General features: G+C 60.3%; 16 protein-coding genes. 9 read left to right on the top strand and 7 right to left on the bottom strand.

Going from position 1 to position 19,913, the window contains the following annotated elements; all coding sequences use genetic code 11:
• Position 1: 1 nt before the first annotated feature.
• The 9 genes from AC2A6O_RS18710 (at position 2) to AC2A6O_RS18670 (ending at position 10,320) form a co-directional block, all read left to right on the top strand.
• On the top strand, positions 2-1,018 hold the full coding sequence (locus tag AC2A6O_RS18710) for an ABC transporter permease (RefSeq protein ID WP_205514025.1): 1,017 nt from the start codon (positions 2-4) through the stop codon (positions 1,016-1,018).
• Positions 1,019-1,101: 83 nt separating this feature from the next.
• The gene (locus AC2A6O_RS18705) at positions 1,102-2,082 is read left to right on the top strand and encodes a substrate-binding domain-containing protein (RefSeq protein ID WP_006939381.1); all 981 of its coding nucleotides are present in this window, start codon (positions 1,102-1,104) and stop codon (positions 2,080-2,082) included.
• Positions 2,083-2,178: 96 nt separating this feature from the next.
• Complete coding sequence (locus AC2A6O_RS18700; RefSeq protein WP_498929329.1) at positions 2,179-3,234, top strand: sugar phosphate isomerase/epimerase family protein; 1,056 nt, start codon at positions 2,179-2,181, stop codon at positions 3,232-3,234.
• Positions 3,235-3,473: 239 nt separating this feature from the next.
• Positions 3,474-4,634 carry a Gfo/Idh/MocA family protein gene (locus tag AC2A6O_RS18695; protein ID WP_498929327.1) on the top strand — a complete coding sequence of 387 codons (1,161 nt, stop codon included), beginning with the start codon at positions 3,474-3,476 and terminating at the stop codon, positions 4,632-4,634.
• Between the two features lie 393 nt (positions 4,635-5,027).
• The gene (ytfQ, locus tag AC2A6O_RS18690) at positions 5,028-5,981 is read left to right on the top strand and encodes a galactofuranose ABC transporter, galactofuranose-binding protein YtfQ (RefSeq protein ID WP_148584673.1); all 954 of its coding nucleotides are present in this window, start codon (positions 5,028-5,030) and stop codon (positions 5,979-5,981) included.
• Positions 5,982-6,060: 79 nt separating this feature from the next.
• Positions 6,061-7,575 (top strand): sugar ABC transporter ATP-binding protein, encoded by a 1,515-nt coding sequence (locus AC2A6O_RS18685; RefSeq protein ID WP_498929325.1) that lies wholly within the window; start codon positions 6,061-6,063, stop codon positions 7,573-7,575.
• The gene (locus AC2A6O_RS18680) at positions 7,575-8,615 is read left to right on the top strand and encodes an ABC transporter permease (protein WP_148584675.1); all 1,041 of its coding nucleotides are present in this window, start codon (positions 7,575-7,577) and stop codon (positions 8,613-8,615) included. The genes AC2A6O_RS18685 and AC2A6O_RS18680 overlap by 1 nt, the downstream gene beginning before the upstream one ends.
• Entirely contained in the window at positions 8,615-9,604 is a 990-nt protein-coding gene (gene yjfF / locus AC2A6O_RS18675) for a galactofuranose ABC transporter, permease protein YjfF (RefSeq protein ID WP_148585590.1), read from the top strand. The genes AC2A6O_RS18680 and yjfF overlap by 1 nt, the downstream gene beginning before the upstream one ends.
• Positions 9,550-10,320 carry a FadR/GntR family transcriptional regulator gene (locus AC2A6O_RS18670; RefSeq protein ID WP_209001122.1) on the top strand — a complete coding sequence of 257 codons (771 nt, stop codon included), beginning with the start codon at positions 9,550-9,552 and terminating at the stop codon, positions 10,318-10,320. Before yjfF ends, AC2A6O_RS18670 begins: the two co-directional genes overlap by 55 nt.
• Before the next feature lie 189 nt (positions 10,321-10,509).
• Here the strand turns inward: AC2A6O_RS18670 and AC2A6O_RS18665 are convergent, their stop codons facing one another.
• The 7 genes from AC2A6O_RS18665 to chvE form a co-directional block, all read right to left on the bottom strand.
• Positions 10,510-12,018 carry an aldehyde dehydrogenase (NADP(+)) gene (locus tag AC2A6O_RS18665; protein WP_498929322.1) on the bottom strand — a complete coding sequence of 503 codons (1,509 nt, stop codon included), beginning with the start codon at positions 12,016-12,018 and terminating at the stop codon, positions 10,510-10,512.
• Positions 12,019-12,045: 27 nt separating this feature from the next.
• Positions 12,046-12,969: a Gfo/Idh/MocA family protein gene (locus AC2A6O_RS18660; RefSeq protein WP_498929320.1), complete on the bottom strand. Its 924-nt coding sequence runs from the start codon at positions 12,967-12,969 to the stop codon at positions 12,046-12,048.
• Entirely contained in the window at positions 12,969-14,711 is a 1,743-nt protein-coding gene (gene araD, locus AC2A6O_RS18655) for an L-arabinonate dehydratase (protein ID WP_498929318.1), read from the bottom strand. Before araD ends, AC2A6O_RS18660 begins: the two co-directional genes overlap by 1 nt.
• A 3-nt stretch (positions 14,712-14,714) precedes the next feature.
• Positions 14,715-15,710 carry an AraD1 family protein gene (gene araD1, locus AC2A6O_RS18650; protein WP_148584679.1) on the bottom strand — a complete coding sequence of 332 codons (996 nt, stop codon included), beginning with the start codon at positions 15,708-15,710 and terminating at the stop codon, positions 14,715-14,717.
• A 4-nt stretch (positions 15,711-15,714) separates the two neighbouring features.
• Positions 15,715-16,959 carry a multiple monosaccharide ABC transporter permease gene (gene mmsB / locus AC2A6O_RS18645; protein ID WP_498929315.1) on the bottom strand — a complete coding sequence of 415 codons (1,245 nt, stop codon included), beginning with the start codon at positions 16,957-16,959 and terminating at the stop codon, positions 15,715-15,717.
• Positions 16,960-16,970: 11 nt separating this feature from the next.
• Positions 16,971-18,485 carry a multiple monosaccharide ABC transporter ATP-binding protein gene (gene mmsA / locus AC2A6O_RS18640; protein WP_498929313.1) on the bottom strand — a complete coding sequence of 505 codons (1,515 nt, stop codon included), beginning with the start codon at positions 18,483-18,485 and terminating at the stop codon, positions 16,971-16,973.
• 248 nt (positions 18,486-18,733) lie between these two features.
• Positions 18,734-19,813, bottom strand: a complete 1,080-nt coding sequence (gene chvE / locus AC2A6O_RS18635) for a multiple monosaccharide ABC transporter substrate-binding protein (protein ID WP_498929311.1) — start codon at positions 19,811-19,813, stop codon at positions 18,734-18,736.
• Positions 19,814-19,913: the final 100 nt, after the last annotated feature.

The raw sequence follows: 19,913 nt of genomic DNA, 5'->3' as shown, positions 1-19,913 counted from the left end.
CATGATGACCGCGTCAGACGATACAGCGGCCAAGTCGGCCAAACGGTCTTCCATAGACTTCAAGACAATCGGCCCTGCAGTTGCGCTTTTGATCCTGTGCATCATCGGCTTTCTGCTAAACCCTGCCTTCATCAGCGAAGGCAACCTGACCAATCTGCTGACGCGTTCCGCCTTCATCGGCATCATCGCGGTCGGGGCGACATTCGTCATCACAGCGGGTGGTATCGACCTGTCCGTCGGGTCCATGGCTGCCGCGATTTCCGGTGTCATGATCATCATCATGAACAATGCGATCGAGACCATGGGCAGCGGGGTGCCAACGGTTCTGCTCGGCTGCGGTCTGGCCATTGTGCTGGGCATCGGTGCCGGCTGGGTGAACGGCACGCTGACGACCAAGGGCAAGATAGAAGCCTTCATCGTGACGCTCGGCACCATGGGCATCTACCGCTCCCTGGTGACCTATTTTGCAGATGGCGGCACCCTGTCGCTCAACTTCGACATTCGGGGCACCTACCGGCCGGTCTATTACGACACGTTCCTGGGTCTGCCCTTCCCCGTCTGGGTTTTCATCGCCGTTGCCATCTGCGGCTGGCTGCTGTTGAACCGCACCGCATTCGGCCGCTACTGCACGGCCATCGGCTCGAATGAAGCCGTTGCCCGCTACTCGGCGATCAATGTGGACCGGGTGAAAACGCTTACCTATGTCATCCAGGGCCTGTGCGTCTCCTTTGCCACCATCATCTACGTTCCCCGCCTCGGCTCGGCGTCTGCCTCAACCGGCGTCTTGTGGGAGCTTGAGGCGATCGCCGCGGTGATCATCGGCGGCACGGTTCTGAAAGGTGGTTACGGCCGGGTCGGTGGCACAATTCTGGGCGCGCTGATCCTCACCACCATCGGCAATATTCTAAACTTCACGGATGTGATCTCGAACTACCTGAATGGAACCATGCAGGGCCTGATCATCATCGTCGCAGTGTTTCTTCAGCGCAGTGACTGGAAGCTCGGCAAGAGCAAGTAAGCCCCTGAGCTGATTTCAACCGAACCGGGACCCGTCCCCCAATTTAATGACCGGATCGCACCGGACGGGAGAGGTGCGTCCAGATGGCAGCATTGAAGGAGGAAGCAATGCTCATGAAGAAAGCTTTGGGAGTGATAGCGGTAACCGGTGCGCTGGCCTTTGCGGGCGCTGCGGTTGCGCAGGAAAAGATCAAGATCGGCGTCAGCTATCCGACCCCGACCCATGCCTGGGCAGCCGGCATGAACTGGCATGCGGAACAGGCGGAAAAACGTCTTGAGGCGCTTTATCCGGATGTCGATCTTATCCTGGTGAACTCGCCGGATCCGGAAGCGCAGGCAAGCGCCCTGGAAGATCTCGTCTCCGTTCACCAGATCGACGCCCTGGTGGTTCTGCCGTTCGAATCCGAACCGCTGACCGACCCGGTGCTGAACGTCAAGAAATCCGGTGCATGGATCACGGTCGTTGACCGCGGTCTCAGCCAGCCGGGCATCGAAGATCTTTATGTGGCGGGCAACAACCCGGAACTGGGCCGAGTTTCCGCGCAGTACATGAAGACCCGTCTGAAGGAAGGCGACAACATCGTCATCCTGCGCGGCATTCCGACGGTCATCGACAACGAGCGCTTCGACGCGTTCATGGCCGAGATCGAAGGCTCCGGCATCAACGTGCTCGACCACAAGCACGCCAACTGGAACCGCGACGATGGCTTTGAAGTGATGCAGGACTTCCTGTCCCGCTTCCCGGACATCGACGCAGTCTGGGCCCAGGACGACGATATCGCCATTGGTGTGGTGGCTGCCCTGAAACAGGCCGGCCGTGACGGCGACGGCATGTTCGTCGTTGGCGGTGCCGGCATGAAGGAAACAATCAAGGCCATCATGGACGGCGAAACGCTGATCCCGGTCGACGTTCTCTATCCGCCGGCGATGATTGCTACCGCCATGGACCAGACGGTTGCGGCCTTCAAGTCCAACGGCCCGGTTGCCGGCCGCTACATTCTGGGCGCGACGCTGATCACGCCGGAGAATGCTGAAAACTACTACTTCCCGGATTCGCCGTTCTAAGGCATCGGGCAGTAGCGGGTCGGGGTCTTTCGCGATGGGGACCCCGGCCCATCCCGCCCTACCTCCCCTCACCTTCCCCGATTTCTGGAGAATGTCATGAAAACCATAAAGGGTCCGGCGTTGTTTCTCGCCCAGTTTGCCGGGGACGAAGCGCCGTTCAACTCCTGGGCGTCTATCACGAAATGGGCTGCGGACTGCGGCTACCTCGGCGTTCAGGTGCCCAGTTGGGACAGCCGGCTGATCGATCTTGAAAAGGCTGCCAGCTCCAAGACCTATTGCGACGAATTCATTGGAACAGCGCGCGAGAACGGCGTCGAGATCACCGAGCTTTCCACCCACCTTCAGGGCCAGCTCGTGGCCGTGCATCCGGCCTATGACACGGCCTTCGACGGTTTTGCCGCACCGCATGTCCATGGCAATCCGGCCGCCCGGCAGGCATGGGCCGTCGATCAGGTGAAACTTGCGCTTGCTGCCAGCCGCAATCTCGGCATTTCGGCCCATGCGACCTTTTCCGGCGCTCTTGCCTGGCCCTACGTCTATCCGTGGCCGCAGCGGCCCGCCGGACTGGTTGAAACCGCCTTTGACGAACTTGCCAGACGCTGGCGTCCGATCCTCGACTATGCCGAGGAAATGGGGGTTGATGTCTGCTATGAGATCCACCCGGGCGAAGACCTGCACGACGGCATCAGCTTCGAAATGTTCCTGGAGCGTGTCGATGCCCATGAGCGCTGCAAGATGCTCTACGACCCGTCCCACTATGTGCTGCAATGCCTCGACTATCTAGACAATATCGACATCTACAAGGACCGGATCGGTATGTTCCACGTCAAGGATGCCGAGTTCAATCCGACCGGACGCCAGGGCGTTTATGGTGGTTATCAGTCCTGGCTCGACCGCGCCGGCCGTTTCCGCTCCCTGGGCGATGGTCAGGTTGACTTCGGCGCCGTCTTTTCCAAGATGGCAGCGAATGATTTTGACGGCTGGGCCGTGGTCGAGTGGGAATGCTGCCTGAAACACCCTGAAGACGGTGCCCGCGAAGGCGCGGACTTCGTGAAGGCTCACATCATTCGCGTGACCGAAAAGGCTTTCGATGATTTTGCCGATGGCGGCAGCGACGAGGCAGCCAACCGGAAGATGTTGGGGATCGAGTAACCCTCTTCCCCGGCAATAGTCTCTCGTGAGAGTTGAACACCAAAGTCCGCAACCGGCACAACCTCATCCTGAGGAGGACCGCCAGGTCCGTCTCGAAGGACGGACTGCCACCTCCAGACACGTGGCCCCTCCTTCGAGACAGCGCTTCCTCAGGACGAGGATTCCAATATGTAAACAAAGCGTGTAATCGATTACAGTGCTCGGCACGATAGAGCAGAAACAGTTTCAGGAGGAGCGACATGGCCATCGAAGGAAAAGACAGCGCGCGAACACGCCCGATCAGGCTCGGCATGGTCGGCGGCGGCAAGGATGCCTTTATCGGCGCCGTTCACCGGATTGCCGCGCGCATCGACGGCGCTTACGAGCTTGTGGCAGGCGCCCTGTCTTCCACCCCGGAGAAGGCACTTGAATCGGGCCATGCGCTTGGGCTCAAGGAAGACCGCATTTACGGTTCCTTCGCGGACATGGCCAAGCGGGAAGCCAGGTTGAAGGACGGTATCGAGGCCGTCGCCATCGTCACGCCAAACCACATGCACTATCCGGCGGCCAAGGAATTCCTGAAACGCGGAATCCATGTCATCTGTGACAAGCCGCTGACCTCGACCTTGGCGGATGCCAAAAAATTCGTGAAGGCAGCGGAAAGCTCCGATGCGCTGTTCTTCCTGACCCACAATTACACCGGCTATCCGATGGTCCGCCAGGCCCGCGAGATGGTGGCAAATGGCGATCTCGGCACGATCCGCGTCGTTCAGGTGGAATACCCCCAGGACTGGCTGACGGAAGAACAGCACAACAAGCAGGCTGAATGGCGCACCGACCCGGCGCGCACGGGGCTTGGCGGCTCGACGGGCGACATCGGCACGCATGCCTATAACCTTGCCTGTTTCATCACCGGCGAGCCTGCGGAAAGCCTTGCAGCCGACCTGCAGTCCTTCGTGCCCGGCCGGCAGGTGGATGACAACGGCCACGTGATGCTGCGCTACGCCAGCGGCGCGCGCGGCATGTTGTGGTGTTCGCAGGTGGCGCCCGGCAACGAAAACAACCTCAAGATCCGCATCTATGGCGACAAGGGCGGGCTCGAGTGGCATCAGGAAGACCCCAACTATCTTCACTACACGCCGTTCGGTAAGCCGAAGCAGCTTCTGACCCGCGGTGGTGCCGGAATGCTCGACAGCATCGCCTCCGCCACGCGCGTGCCGCCGGGCCACCCGGAAGGTTATCTGGAAGGCTTTGCCAACCTCTACAAGGACGCCGCCGAGGCGATCCGCGCTCATCAGGCCGGCAAGGATGCGGCCTCGCTGGTGCCGGGCATCACGGATGGGCTTGCGGGCGTGCGTTTTGTCGACGCCTGTGTCCGCTCCTCGTCGAGAAATGCTGCCTGGGTGAAGCTGGACGGCTAGCCGTGCCCGTGTTCGCATTCCCTGAAGCCCGGGCTCTTGCACCCGGGCTTTTGCCGTTCTTCAGAAAGGGCTGCCATTGGAAAGAACATCGCCGCCCCAGTATGAAAGCACGCAAGCTTCAATCCGACCTCGTCTTGCCATGGATTGGCCAGGGTCTCCACACCGTTTCCCTGCCTTTGACACGGCTTGTACAACCAGCCCTGTCACACCATGGATTGCAGAACCAAGCCCGAAAACGCCCCGGTTCGAAGGCACTCAATGTCCATTTTAATGAATTTAATTCAAATACTTAGACCTCCCATTCGCACCGCACAACGTTCCTCGCTTTACAAAAGTAATAAAGTAATACTTAATGCCATTCGTGAGGATAACACACCTTGTGGAGGAGACCCTATGAAACTCAAGGCAATGCTAATTGCCGGGGCACTGTCGTTTGTCCCGATGACCGCCATGGCTGCCGATCTGACCATCGGTTTTTCGCAGATCGGATCTGAATCCGGTTGGCGCGCCGCTGAAACCACAGTCACCAAACAGGAAGCTGAAAAGCGCGGTATCGATCTGAAATTTGCCGACGCCCAGCAGAAACAGGAAAACCAGATCAAGGCGATCCGATCCTTCATCGCGCAGGGCGTCGATGCGATCCTGCTCGCCCCGGTGGTTGCAACCGGTTGGGACGACGTTCTGGAAGAAGCCAAGGACGCAGAGATCCCGGTCGTGCTGCTTGACCGGACTGTCGATGCACCGGAAGACCTCTATATGACCGCGGTTACGTCCGACCTCGTTCACGAAGGCAGCGTCGCCGGCCAGTGGCTGGTTGACGAAACCGCCGGCGAGAAATGCGACATCGTCGAACTGCAGGGAACGACCGGTTCCAGCCCGGCCATCGACCGCAAGAAGGGCTTCGAACAGGCGATTTCCGGCCATGACAACCTGAACATCGTTCGCAGCCAGACCGGCGACTTCACCCGCAGCCAGGGCAAGGTCGTGATGGAAAGCTTCCTGAAAGCCGTGGGCGGCGACAATATCTGCGCCCTCTACGCCCATAACGACGATATGGCCGTCGGTGCGATCCAGGCAATCAAGGAAGCTGGCCTGAAGCCGGGCGAAGACATCAAGATCGTTTCGATCGACAGTGTTCCGGACATCCATCTGGCGATGGCGAACGGCGAAGCCAATGCCACCATCGAGCTGACCCCGAACATGGCCGGCCCGGCACTCGACGCGCTTGAGGCCTACCTCGCCGACGGCACCACGCCGCCGAAGTGGATCCAGACCGAGTCAAAACTCTACACGCTCAAAGATGATAACATGGCCATCTACGAGATGAAGAAAGACCTGGGATACTAAGAACGATCCCGGTGCCGGGCGGCTCGCTGCCCGGCATCTCAAGGTTCCAGGTAGACTGACTTTCGGGGGAAGCCGATACATGGCGAGCGTAACCGACCCTGTGCTCGAATGCCGGGGCATATCCAAATTCTTTCCGGGGGCCATAGCGCTGGATGCGGTGGACCTGACCCTTTATCCGGGTGAAGTACATGCACTGCTCGGCGAAAATGGCGCCGGGAAATCCACCCTCATCAAGTGCCTGACCGGAGCCTACCGGCGCGACGCCGGCACCATCGTCCTGAACAATCAGGAAATCTCGCCCAACAGCACCCAGGACAGCCAGAAACTGGGGATCGGCACCGTTTATCAGGAAGTGAACCTTCTGCCGAACCTGACTGTTGCAGAGAACCTTTTTCTCGGCCGCCAGCCGATGTGGCACGGCTTCATTTCCCAGCGCAAGATGATGAAAATGGCGCGGGATCTGCTTGCCGAATTCGGCCTCTCCGTCAATCCGGCTGAACCGCTGTCGGCCTATTCCGTTGCCGTGCAGCAGGTGGTCGCGATTGCGCGCGCCGTGGAGCTTTCCGGCAAGGTTCTGATACTGGACGAACCGACCGCCAGTCTCGACCGGGACGAGGTCGAGCTTGTTTTCTCGGTCATCGAAAAACTGAAGGCACGCGGCCTTGCCATTGTGTTCATCACGCATTTTCTGGATCAGGTGTTCGAGATCTCCGACCGGGCGACCGTCTTGAGAAACGGCCGTGTTGTCGGCACAAGGCGCCTTGCGGACGCGAGCCAGACCGACATCGTGACGCTGATGCTGGGCCGGCAGCTGGAAGACCGCATCCACGATCGCGCGCCCTCGGTCACCGGCGATAAATTGATAGAGCTTACCAACTTCGGCAAACGCGGCATGATCACGCCGTTTGATCTGACCATTCGCAAGGGCGAGGTTGTCGGTCTTGCCGGGCTGTTGGGCTCCGGGCGCACGGAAACCGCCGAACTCATCTTCGGCGCTGTTCAGGCAGACCAGGGCGACGCGCGTCTGGAAGGCAAGAAGATCAGCATACGGAACCCGCGCGAGGCTGTTGCGCAGCGTTTTGCGCTCTGCCCGGAAGACCGAAAGAGCGACGGTATCGTCGGCGATCTTTCGGTACGGGAGAATATCATTCTGGCCCTCCAGGCTCGCCAGGGCTGGTTCCGGCCCTTGCCGAAAGCCAAGGTAAATGAACTGGCGGAAGCCTATGTGAAGGCGCTCGACATTCGCCTTGCCAGCCTGGATATGCCGATCCGCCTGCTCTCCGGCGGCAATCAGCAAAAGGCACTGCTTGCCAGATGGCTGGCGACCAATCCGGCGCTCCTGATCCTGGACGAGCCGACGCGCGGCATCGATGTGGGTGCTCATGCGGAAATCATCGCGCTCATCGAAAAACTCCGCGAGGACGGCATGGCACTTCTTGTGGCCTCTTCCGAACTGGAGGAGCTTGTTGCCTATTCCACCCGGGTGATCGTGCTGCGAGACCGGCGCCAGGTTTGCGAACTTGCCGGTGACGAGATCACCACCTCCAACATCGTCGCGGCCATCGCCGACGAGCCCATGGCGGAGGCCGTGTGATGACCGCTCATGTTCACAACACTTTCCGGCGGATCACGCCGCAGCTGATCATTCTGGCTGCCGTGCTGCTGCTGAACTTCATGGTCTTTCCGGATTTCTTCCGGATCGAATTTCAGAACGGCCGTCTTTTCGGCAACCTGATCGACGTCCTCAATCGGGGCGCACCGACAGCCCTCCTGTGCATCGGCATGACCCTGGTCATCGCAACAAGAGGCATTGATCTGTCGGTGGGCGCCGTCATGGCAATTGCCGGTGCGGTTGCCGCCTCCCTCGCCGTCGATGGGCACGGCTGGCAGGTCGCGCTTACCGGAGCACTTGCCGTCGGGGCGCTCTGCGGCATGTGGAACGGCGTGCTGGTTGCCGTCCTGCGCATTCAGCCGATCGTCGCGACACTGGTGCTGATGGTGGCCGGACGCGGCATTGCCCAGTTGGTGACGGAAGGAACCATCCTGACCTTCCTAGATCCGGGCCTTATCCACCTGGGAGCCGGAACCATACTCGGCATTCCAACGCCAATCCTGATCTGGATCGCGCTCGGGCTGGCTGTGACGGCGGCGGTTCGCAAGACGGCGCTCGGCATGTTGATAGAAGCAATCGGCATCAACGAGAGTTCTTCCCGTCTCGCTGGCATCAACAGCCGCGTGCTGATCATCTCGGTTTATCTGATTTCCGGCGTCTGCGCCGCGCTGGCGGGTGTCATCGTCGCAGCCGACATCAAGGGGGCCGATGCCAACAATGCCGGTCTCTGGCTGGAGCTCGATGCCATCCTGGCCGTGGTGATCGGCGGCAATTCCCTGCTTGGCGGACGCTTTTCCATCGTCGCGTCCCTGCTGGGAGCGTTGATCATCCAGTCGGTCAATTCGGTCATCCTGCTCTCCGGCATGCCGCCTGAGTTCAACCTGATCATCAAGGCGCTGATCATCATCGCGATTCTGGTCATCCAGTCTCCAACCGTAAAACACGCGCTTTACATCTTGCGGGCTTCTGCGGAGCCCCAGCCGTCCGAGCCCATCAAGGAAGCGAAAGAAAGCCCGCAATGATCCGCTCCACCCATCTTCCGCTTCTCATAACCATCGCCACCTTCGTCCTGGCCTATACGCTGTGCGCCTCGCAATACCCGGCCATGCTGTCGACACGGGTCGTGGCCAACCTTCTGACGGACAATGCCTTTCTGGGAATTGCCGCCGTTGGCATGACCTTTGTCATTCTCTCCGGCGGTATCGATCTATCGATTGGCTCGGTAATCGCCTTTACCGGCGTCTTTCTGGCCGTGATCCTGAGGGACACCTCGATCCATCCGCTGTTCGCCTTTGTCCTGGTCCTGGCGATCACCATTTCCTTTGGTGCGGCGATGGGGGCCATGATCCACTATCTGGAGATGCCGCCTTTCATCGTCACGCTGGCGGGCATGTTCCTTGCGCGCGGTGCGGCCTATGTATTGTCGACAGACAGCGTGCCAATCACCCATGAATTCTACGACACGCTGCAGTCGCTTTACTGGAAAGCGCCTGGTGGCGGACGGTTCCGGCTCACCGGCATCATCATGCTGCTGACGTTCCTCGCCGGCATTATCGTCGCCCACCGCACCCGCTTCGGCCAGAATGTCTATGCCCTTGGCGGCGGGCTGTCGACGGCACGGCTGATGGGCGTGCCCCTCGCCCGGACCACCATCGGCATCTATGCCACGTCCGGCGGCCTTGCCGGCCTCGCGGGAATCATCTTCTCGCTCTATACGTCCGCAGGTTATTCGCTGGCCACGGTCGGCGTGGAACTTGACGCCATCGCCGCGGTGGTGATCGGCGGAACCTTGCTCACCGGAGGCACTGGATTTGTTGCAGGCACATTTTTTGGCATTTTGATAATGGGCTTGATACAAACCTTTATCGTGTTCGACGGAACGCTTTCGAGCTGGTGGACAAAGATCGTTATCGGCGGTTTGCTCTTCGGCTTCATCTTGCTTCAGAAGGGACTCACTTGGGCAACGACACTGCGCAGAAAACCAGCGACAGAGTTCGCCGCGCAATCATGACCTTCGTCGCCACCGGCGGGTTGGGAAGCCAGATCGGAAACCACACCGATCAGGTTGTCGAGCAACTGGGCAGAGCCATCGTAGCAGGTGAGTATCCACCGGAAACGATGATCCCCCTGGATCCGGACATTTCGGAAATGTTCGACGTATCGCGCACGGTGGTGCGGGAAGCGAAAAAGACGCTGATCGCCAAGGGTCTGATCCAGTCGAAAGCCAAGGTCGGAACGCACGTCCGGCCGGCATCCGAATGGAACATGTTCGATCCGGACGTCCTGCGCTGGCATGCTGCCCTCAACAACCAGCGTCCGTTCCTGGAAGACCTGTTCGAGATCCGCCTGATTTTCGAACCGGCCGCCGCCGGTAGCGCCGCCAAGCGCGCGACGGATGCGGAATGCGTGACCTTGTCTAAGCTCTGCGACAACCTTGCCACCGGCAAGGACAGGGCGGCCGTGGCCGTAGCCGATCTGGAGTTTCACAAGATGATCCTGAAGGTCTCCGGCAACCGCTTTCTGCAATCCCTCGGAGATCTCGTTCAGGCTGCGCTCTATTCCCTGTTCATCGCCGAAGCCAACGAGCGCAACGACCAGGAAACCTACGAGTTCGTCGAGCGCCACCGGGCCATTGTCACGGCCATCAAGGCGGGGGACGCAAAAGCCGCCCATGACGCCATGGTCGCCGTTATTCTGGCCGGCCGGAAGATCGAACTGAATATCTGAGGCTGTTAGCCGACAGTCGCGCGCTACCAGCCTAGCTTTCTGGAATCTCAAACAAAAAACCTCATCCTGAGGAGCGCACTTGTGCTCGTCTCGAAGGATGGGCCTCTTGTTCAGAGCAAGGTGCCCATCCTTCGAGACGGACCTAAAGGTCCTCCTCAGGATGAGGTCATTACTTTATTGCCGTTCGGCTCAGTTCGTCGGCAGCAGGTCGTCCGGCAGGTTCTGATAGCAAACCGGACGCAGGAAGCGGCGGATGGCCAGGGTGCCGACGGAGGTGGCACCGAAGTTGGTCGATGCCGGGTAAGGTCCACCGTGAACCATGCTGTCGGCAACTTCCACACCGGTCGGGAAGCCGTTGGCCAGTACGCGGCCAGCCTTGCGTTCCAGCACGGGCATCAGCTTGCGGGCGAGGTCCATGTCGCCTGAGTCCATCTGCAATGTGCAGGTGAGCTGGCCTTCCAGGCCCTTGGCGATTTCCAGAAGCTGCGCTTCGTCCTTGACGCGAACCACGATGCCGAGCGGGCCGAAGACTTCCTCACCCAGTTCCTCGTTGGCCAGCCAGTTGTCGCCGGTGGTCTCAAAGACATAAGGCGCGGCTTCACGGGTTTCGCAGGAGGTGCCGATCAGCTCACGAACGCCACTGGACGCGGCGACCCGTTTGGAACCGGACCGAAAGGCGTCTGCGATGCCGTCTGTCAGCATGGTCTGCTTGCCCATGCCGTCGAGGGCTTCGGTGGCCGCTTTCACAAAGGCATCAGCGTCCGGACCTTCCAGCACCAGAAGAACACCCGGGTTGGTGCAGAACTGACCGGCGCCCATCGTCAGTGACCCGGCCCAGCCCTTGGCGAGTTCCGCGCCGCGTGCGGACACGGCCTTGGGAAGCAGGAACATCGGGTTGACCGAACCAAGCTCACCGAAGAAGGGGATCGGCACGGGGCGCTGTGCGCACAGGTCGAACAGGGCACGGCCGCCGCGCAGCGAACCGGTGAAGCCGACAGCGCTGATCAGCGGGTGCTGAACCAGCGCCTGGCCAACCTCATGGCCATTGCCCTGGATGAAGGAGAAGACGCCCGGATGCAGGCCGCAGGACTTGATGGCCGCCGCAATGGCCTCGGCGACGATTTCGCCCGTGCCCGGGTGCGCCGGATGGCCGCGTACGACCACGGGACAGCCCGCTGCCAGTGCAGATGCCGTGTCGCCACCGGCCGTCGAGAACGCCAGCGGGAAGTTGGATGCACCGAAGACCGCGACGGGCCCAATTGGGCGCTGCACCAGCTTCAGGTCCGGGCGCGGCAGAGGCTGGCGATCCGGCAGAGCTTCATCGTGACGCTTGTCGAGATACTCGCCTTTCAGAATATGCGAGGCAAACAGTCGAAGCTGGCCGGTTGTGCGGCCGCGTTCGCCCTGAAGGCGCGCTTCCGGCAGTCCGGTTTCGGAGGTCCCGATTTCTGTAATGGCGTCCGCCCGTGCCTCGATCTCGTCGGCAATGGCGTTCAGAAACTTCGCCCGGTCCTCGCTGCTGGAGTACCCGTAGCTCCAGAAAGCTTCTTCCGCTGCCCGGCAAGCCGCGTCGACCTGGTCGATGGTTCCCATGGAGAAAGAATGAGCCGCGCCATGCGCCGGTTCAGAGGTGAATGTTGCATCGCTGGCAACCCATTGCCCTGCAACAAGCTGCTTACCGTGAGGCATAAATGTCATGTCCAACCTTCTGATTTTGAAGAGTGATTAAAATTCGAACGGATCAGTGATGACGCGCCGCCCGAGAGAAAAGGCGTCGCAAACATGAATCATTGGCGAGAGATCGACGTCACTCGCGCCAGACTTCACCAGATCCGCCATGCGGATGTAAAGGTTGGCATATTCATGGTTCGCTCCCTGTATAACGGGCTCACCATCAATTTCCAGCCTCTCGCCACCGAGTGACAGCTTTGCAGTGCCCCGATCGGTTTCCACGTCGATGTCCCACGTCTGGGGGCCTTCCTGACGCCAATCGAAATCGGCGGACATCTGCGCACCTGCCGGGTCGGCAAAGGTCAGCGCGGCGGCAATCGGTGTTTCCCGGTTCTGCGGAAACTCCAGTGTCGCAGCGGTGATGTGAGCCGGGTAAGGCAGAATTTCCGTCAGGATCGACAGCGCATTGATGCCCGGATCGAACACACCCATGCCACCTGGTTCCCAGATCCATTCCTGGCCGGGATGCCAGCGGCGGACATCTTCCTTCCAGGTGATCTTGAGCCGTTTCAACGTACGTTCGGCCAGAAAGGCCTTCAACGCCGGCACGCTATCGGCGTAGCGCGAATGCCAGGTCGCGAACAGCGTCACCCCGTTTTCCTTTGCCAGGGCTTCCAGCGCGTAGCATTCGGCCAGGCTTTGGCCCGGGGGCTTTTCCAGCATCACATGCTTGCCGGCCTTCAGGGCCTTGGCCGCATATTCGAACCTCGGCTGCGGCGGAATGGCCAGTGACACCGTGGTGATGTCCGGCCGGTTTTCCAACAGCGCATCGATCGTCTCGAAATGGTCGATGCCGTCAACAGCGGCGTGTCGGCTGACCGCCGCTTCCAGTTGCCAGTCGGCATTGCCGGTAATTGCAGGAATATGCTGATCGCGGGCAATTTTGCCGATGCCCACCAGCGCCAGTTTTTCTGCCATCAATGTGAATCCTTCGGCACGGCGGAGCCGCGGCAGCCTTTCAGGAAATCGAAATCGGCGCCTGTGTCGGCACCCTGGACACGGTCATGGAACAACCGCGCGTAGCCACTTTCCGGAACATGGTGCGACGGCTTCCAGTCCGCAAGCCGTGCGGCCAGGTCCTCCTCGGAAATATCCAGATGAATTTTGCGTTTCGGAACATCCAGTTCGATCATGTCACCGTCTTTGACGACCGCCAGCGGGCCGCCGGCGGCGGCTTCCGGAGACGTGTGCAAGACAACTGTGCCATAGGCCGTTCCGGACATGCGCGCATCCGAGATGCGGACCATGTCGGTGATCCCTTTCTTCAGCACCTTCGGCGGCAGCCCCATGTTGCCGACTTCCGACATGCCGGGGTAGCCCTTGGGACCACAGTTCTTCAGCACCATGACGCAGGTCTCGTCGATATCGAGTGCGTCGTCGTTGATCTTTGCCTTGTAGTCGTCGATGTCTTCGAAGACCACGGCCCTGCCCTTGTGCTGCATCAGATGCGGCGACGCGGCGGACGGTTTCAGAACGGCGCCATTGGGGGCCAGGTTACCCTTCAACACCGCGATGCCTCCCTGGCTGGTCAGCGCCTTGTCTGCCGGCAGGATGACGTCCTCGTTCCAGTTCTTCACGTCCTTGACCTGGTCCCACATGGTCTCGCCGGAAACGGTGATGGCGCCCTTGTTGAGCATGCCCGCCTCGCCGAGCCGCTTGATCACCACCGGCAGGCCACCCGCGTAGAAGAACTCTTCCATCAGGTATTTGCCGGACGGCATCAGGTTGACGATGGTCGGGATGTCCCGACCTGCCTCGTCCCAGTCATCAAGGGAGAGATCGATGCCGACGCGGCCGGCAATGGCAAGCAGATGGATGACGGCATTGGTGGACCCGCCGATGGCACCGTTGGTGCGCATTGCGTTCTCGAAGGCTTCCCGGGTCAGGATGTCGGACGGCTTCAGGTCGTCCTTCACCATCTGTACGATCCGCCGTCCGGACAGATGCGCCATCACCCGGCGGCGGCTGTCGACGGCCGGGATCGCCGCATTGCCGGACAGAGCCATGCCGAGCGCTTCGGCCATGGAGGCCATGGTGGACGCCGTGCCCATGGTGTTGCAGCTTCCCGGAGATCGGCTCATGGCGGCCTCAGCCTCCAGAAACTCTTCCTGGGTCATCTCTCCAGCCTTCACGGCCTCGGAGAATTTCCACAGATGCGTGCCGGACCCGACGCGCTCACCCTGGAACCAGCCGTTCAGCATCGGACCGCCGGTGACGACAATCGCCGGAATATCGACGGATGCCGCGCCCATCAGCAGCGAGGGGGTGGTCTTGTCGCAGCCGACGAGCAGGACGACGCCATCCAGCGGTGTGCCCCGGATCGCTTCTTCCACATCCATGCTGGCAAGGTTGCGGAACATCATCGCCGTTGGACGCAGCGTGCTCTCACCCGTCGAGAACACGGGGAACTCGACCGGGAAACCACCGGCCTCGTAGATCCCGTGTTTGACCCGCTCCGCAAGATCGCGCAAATGCGCGTTGCAGGGTGTGAGCTGCGACCAGGTATTACAGATGCCGATGACCGGGCGACCGTCGAAGAGGTCGTCCGGCAGTCCCTGGTTCTTCATCCAGCTGCGGTGATAGATGTGGTCGCGACTGGTGCCGCCGAACCATTCGGCCGACCGCAGGTTGCGCGGCCATTTTGCCGGTTTGAATGCCATGATCTACAGAACCTTCACTTGAGCTGCCCCGGCATCCGCAGCCTTGAAAGCCAGCCGGTTTTTCAGCGGAACACCGAAGCCCGGCGCGGAAATCTCCACCTCATCCCCTTCCCGGCAGGAAATGCCATCGGCAAAGGAGAGCGTTGCCGTGCCGAACATGTGCACGTGCAGATCGCCCGGCTGGCGGAAAACGTCATATTTGAAATGATGGTGTTCGAGGTTCGCCAGCGTGTGAGACATGTTGGCCTCACCCGACAGGAATGGCTTTTCCCAAAGCACGGCACCGTCGCGGTAGATTCGGCTGGTGCCCTCGACCTTCTCCGGCAACGGACCTACCAGAAGTTCCGGCCCGAAGGAGGCCGGACGCAGCTTGGAGTGTGCCAGGTAGAGATAGTTCTGGCGTTCCATGACGTGGTCGGAAAATTCGTTGGCGAGCGCAAAGCCAACACGAAACGGCGTTCCGTCCTCCGCAACGACATAGATGCCGGCAACTTCCGGTTCTTCGCCGCCATCTTCGCAAAAGCCGGGGCTGACAAGTTCGCCGCCCGGTGCCACGGCGCAAGACCCGTTGCCCTTGTAGAACCATTCCGGCTGAACACCGACCTGCCCGGCCTCCGGACGGCCGCCTTCCAGACCGAGCTGGAACATCTTCATGCTGTCCGTGACGTTGGCATTGTCGGTCTTGGCCTTGGCATGCATCGCGTCGCGGGTCGCGGCGGATCCAAGATGGGTCAGCCCTGTGCCGGTCAGATGCATATGGGCGGCGTCCGGGTGATCGATCGGCAGCAGCAGCCGGCCTTTTGAAGCGAGCTGCTCCAGATCGACAGCCGCGCCAAGTTCATGACCACGGATGCATTCGGTCAGGCTCTGGCCCTTTCCAATGGCCTCCTGAACGAGTTCGTAGGTGGAAGCAACACCCTTCAGGACAGAGGCTTCGCTGCCGTTGCGGACGACCACGGCCCGATTGCCGGCATCATCCAGGATCTGGGAAATCAGCATAGAGTTAACCCTGCTTGTTCTTGTTGTAGACATCGAAAATGACGGCTGCGAGCAGTACGAGGCCCTTGATCATCTGCTGGTAGTCGATACCGATCCCCATGATCGACATGCCGTTGTTGAGCACGCCCATGAGGAAAGCGCCGACGACCGCGCCAATGATTGTGCCGACCCCGCCGGACATGGACGCACCGCCGATGAAGACGGCCGCGATCACATCCAGTTCCAGTGCAAAGCCCGCCTTGGGTGTTGCGGTGTTCAGGCGCGCGGCAAAGACCAGCCCCGCAGCCGCAGCCAGCACACCCATGTTGGTGAAGGCCAGGAAGGTCAGCTGTTCGGTCTTGATACCGGAGAGTTTGGCAGCCTTCTGATTGCCGCCGAGCGCGTAGATCCGTCGGCCGACCGTGGTGGTTTCGGTGATGAAGGCATAGATGATCGTCAGGATGCCCATGGTGATCAGCACATTCGGCAGGCCCCGGAACAGGGACAGCTTGAACATCACGAAAATCAGTGCGGAGGCGATGATCACGTTGCGGGCAACGAAGAAACTGGTGGGTTCATCCTCGATGCCATAGGCCTTGTTCTGGGCCCGCTGGCGCAGCCCGATCCACACCACCAGGGCCGCAGCGGCGATGCCGGTGGCAAGCGCCAGAACGTTGACCTTGCGAGCCCCGAAGAGATCGGCCAACGCTTCCCCTATTCCCGCCGGGAACAGATCCGGCACGAAACCGGTTGCGATGATCTGGAATTCCTTCGGGAACGGACCGACCGACTGGCCTTCCAGCAGCCAGAGCGACAGGCCGCGGAAAACAAGCATGCCGGCCAGCGTCACGATGAAGGACGGTATCTTCCAGTAGGCGACCCAGTATCCCTGGGCAGCGCCGATCACCCCGCCGATGGCAAGGCAGACGATCATCGTGAGATAGGGCGACTGGTCGTAGTTGACGATCATGACGGCGGCAAGCGCGCCGATGAAGCCCATCACCGAGCCGACCGACAGGTCGATGTTGCCCGAAACGATGACGATCAACATGCCGAGCGCCATGATGATGATGTAGGAGTTCTGCAGCAGCAGGTTGGTGATGTTCACCGCGCGCAGCAGCGTGCCATCGGTGACGACCTCAAAGAAGGCCATGACCGCGATCAGCGCGAACAACAGACCGTATTGCCGCATATGCGAGGAGATATACTCGCCGATGCCCTTGGTCTTCACGACCGGCGTTGCATTGGTGTCGCTATCAGCCAGTTCCATGGGTTTTTCTCTCATTCGTTGACAATGAGCGACATGATGCGCTCCTGGCTCGCATCGCCGGCGGCAAGTTCGCCAACGAGAGCCCCTTCGTTCATGACGTAGATCCGGTCACACATGCCGAGCAGTTCCGGCATCTCGGACGAGATCATGACCACGCCTTTGCCCTGCGCGGCGAGGTCGTTGATGATGGTGTAGATTTCATATTTGGCGCCGACGTCGATACCGCGGGTCGGTTCGTCCAGGATCAGCACTTCCGGTGCGGTGAACAGCCATTTGGCAAGCACCACCTTCTGCTGATTGCCTCCGGACAGGTTGACCGTTTTCTGGAACACCGACGGGGTGCGGATCGCCAGAGCTTCCCGGTATCGCTCGGCAACGCGGGTTTCCTCGTTGCGCTTGAGGATGGGTCCGGAGGAAACGCCGTCCAGGTTGGCGAGCGTCGTGTTGAAACGGATCGTCTCGTCCAGCACCAGCCCCAGAGCCTTGCGGTCTTCGGTGACATAGGAAATGCCGGCCGAAATCGCGCGGTCCACCGTACTGACGTCAATCGGCTGCCCCTTTAGCTTCACCGATCCGGTGATGTTGCGGCCATATGAACGGCCAAAGATGGACATGGCCAATTCGGTCCGGCCGGAGCCCATCAACCCGGCAATGCCGACGACTTCTCCAGCACGGACATTGAACGAGGCCTTCTTGATCACCTGCCGTTCGGAATGTTCGGGATGCCAGACGGACCAGTCGGCAACCTCCATCAGAACATCGCCGGGTGTGCGGCTGTGTTCCGGGAACCGGTGGGTCATGTCCCGGCCGACCATGTCGCGGACGATATCGTCCTCGCTCAGGCCTGCCTTGGCGTCGAGGTTCGACACGGTCATGCCGTCCCGGATCACGGTGACGCTGTCGGCGACATAGCGGACTTCGTTGAGCTTGTGCGAAATGATTATACTGGTGACGCCTTGCGACTTGAGCTCCAGCATCAGGTCCAGCAGCTTCCGACTGTCGTTTTCCTGAAGCGCCGCGGTCGGCTCGTCCAGGATCAGCAGCTTGACGTCCTTGGACAGCGCCTTGGCGATTTCGACAAGCTGCTGCTTGCCGACACCAATGGAATCGACCTTGCTCGTCGGTGGTTCCGAAAGACCGACCTTGGCGAGCAGTTCTTCGGTGCGCTGATTGGTTTTCCGCCAGTCGATCACGCCCTTGCGGGCACATTCGTTGCCCAGAAAGATGTTTTCCGCGATCGATAGCTGCGGCACCAGGGCAAGTTCCTGGTGAATGATGATGATGCCCTGCTTTTCACTGTCAGAGATGCCAGAGAACCGGGCCGGTTCGCCTTCGAAAACGATCTCGCCGTCATATTGTCCGTGCGGATAAACGCCGGACAGAACCTTCATGAGCGTGGATTTGCCTGCGCCATTCTCGCCGACGACAGCGTGAATTTCGCCTTTCTGGACATCCAGATTGACCCGGTCCAGCGCCTTCACGCCGGGAAAGGTCTTGCTGATGTTCTGCATGGAAAGGAGTGCCATCGACCCCGTTCTCCGAATTCCGAGGAAAGAGCCGCCCGTCGCGCCGGACAATCAGGGTCCGGATCCGTTCCATGCTTCCAGCACTGCGGGAAGAACGGAAACTTCATGTCGATGGGCGGTAAGTGCTGCCGGATCAGCGGAGGCTCAATCGGTTTGGATTGAACCTCCTGAGGCTGACCCTTGTTGAAGAGCCGGAGCATCTTCCATGCGTTCGCCTGAACGCGGGAGGCTCCGGGCCGTTTCGGTCGTTACTTGACCTGATCTTCGGTGTAGTAACCGCTGCCGATCAGCACTTCTTCCCAGTTGCTGGCGTCAACAGACACCGGCTCCAGCAGGTAGGACGGAACAACCTTCACACCGTTGTCGTAGGTGGTGGTGTCGTTGATTTCCGGCTCGCCGCCACCCAGAAGAGCGTCAACCATGCCGACCGTGACACGGGCCAGTTCGCGAGTGTCCTTGAAAACGGTCGAGTATTGCTCGCCGGCCAGGATCGACTTCACGGACGGGACTTCGGCGTCCTGACCGGTAACGATCGGCATCTTCAGATCGCCCGAACCGTAGCCAACGCCTTTCAGCGAGGACAGGATGCCGATGGACAGGCCATCATAGGGGCTCAGAGCGCCGTGCAGCTGCTTGTCGGTGTAGTGAGCAGACAGGAGGTTATCCATGCGGGACTGTGCGACAGCACCATCCCAGCGAAGCGTACCGACCGTGTCCATACCCATCTGGCCGGACTGGATGACGATGGTGCCATCGTCAATCAGCGGCTGCAGAACGGACATTGCGCCATCGTAAAAGAAGTAGGCGTTGTTATCGTCCGGAGATCCGCCGAAAAGTTCGACATTGTACGGGCCGTCGCCGAAGCGCTCCTTGAGGCCGTTGACCAGGGACGTTGCCTGCTGCACGCCCACCTTGAAGTTGTCGAAGGTGGCGTAATAGTCAACGTCGCCGCTGTCGCGGATCAGACGGTCATAGGCAATGACCTTGATGCCGGAAGCCGCCGCATTTTCGAGAGCATTGGAAAGCGTGGTGCCGTCGATGGCGGCAATAACCAGAACGTCCACACCCTTGGTGATCATGTTCTCGATCTGGTTGAGCTGGTTCGGAATGTCGTCTTCGGCATACTGCAGATCTGCGTCATAGCCGGCCGCGGTGAACTGCTCGACCATGGAATTGCCGTCGGAGATCCAGCGCGCCGAAGATTTCGTCGGCATGGCGATGCCGATGGAGCCCTTGTCCTGAGCCACTGCCGCGCCGCTCAGCGCGACGCCGGACATAAGGGTTGCTGCTGCCGCTACCGCGACGAGCGCCTTTGAAACAAATTTCATATCGTCCTCCCGGACCGGATCCCAGCCGGCCCCATTCAGTCACAGGCATTCACGGGTTGATGCCGAGGAGTACAAAATGGAAAAGTGACATGACGGTCAA

Source organism: Labrenzia sp. ATLA3 (assembly GCF_057180185.1).
The sequence above is the reverse complement of the archived record's forward strand: the minus strand, read 5'-3'. Positions and strand labels throughout refer to the sequence as shown.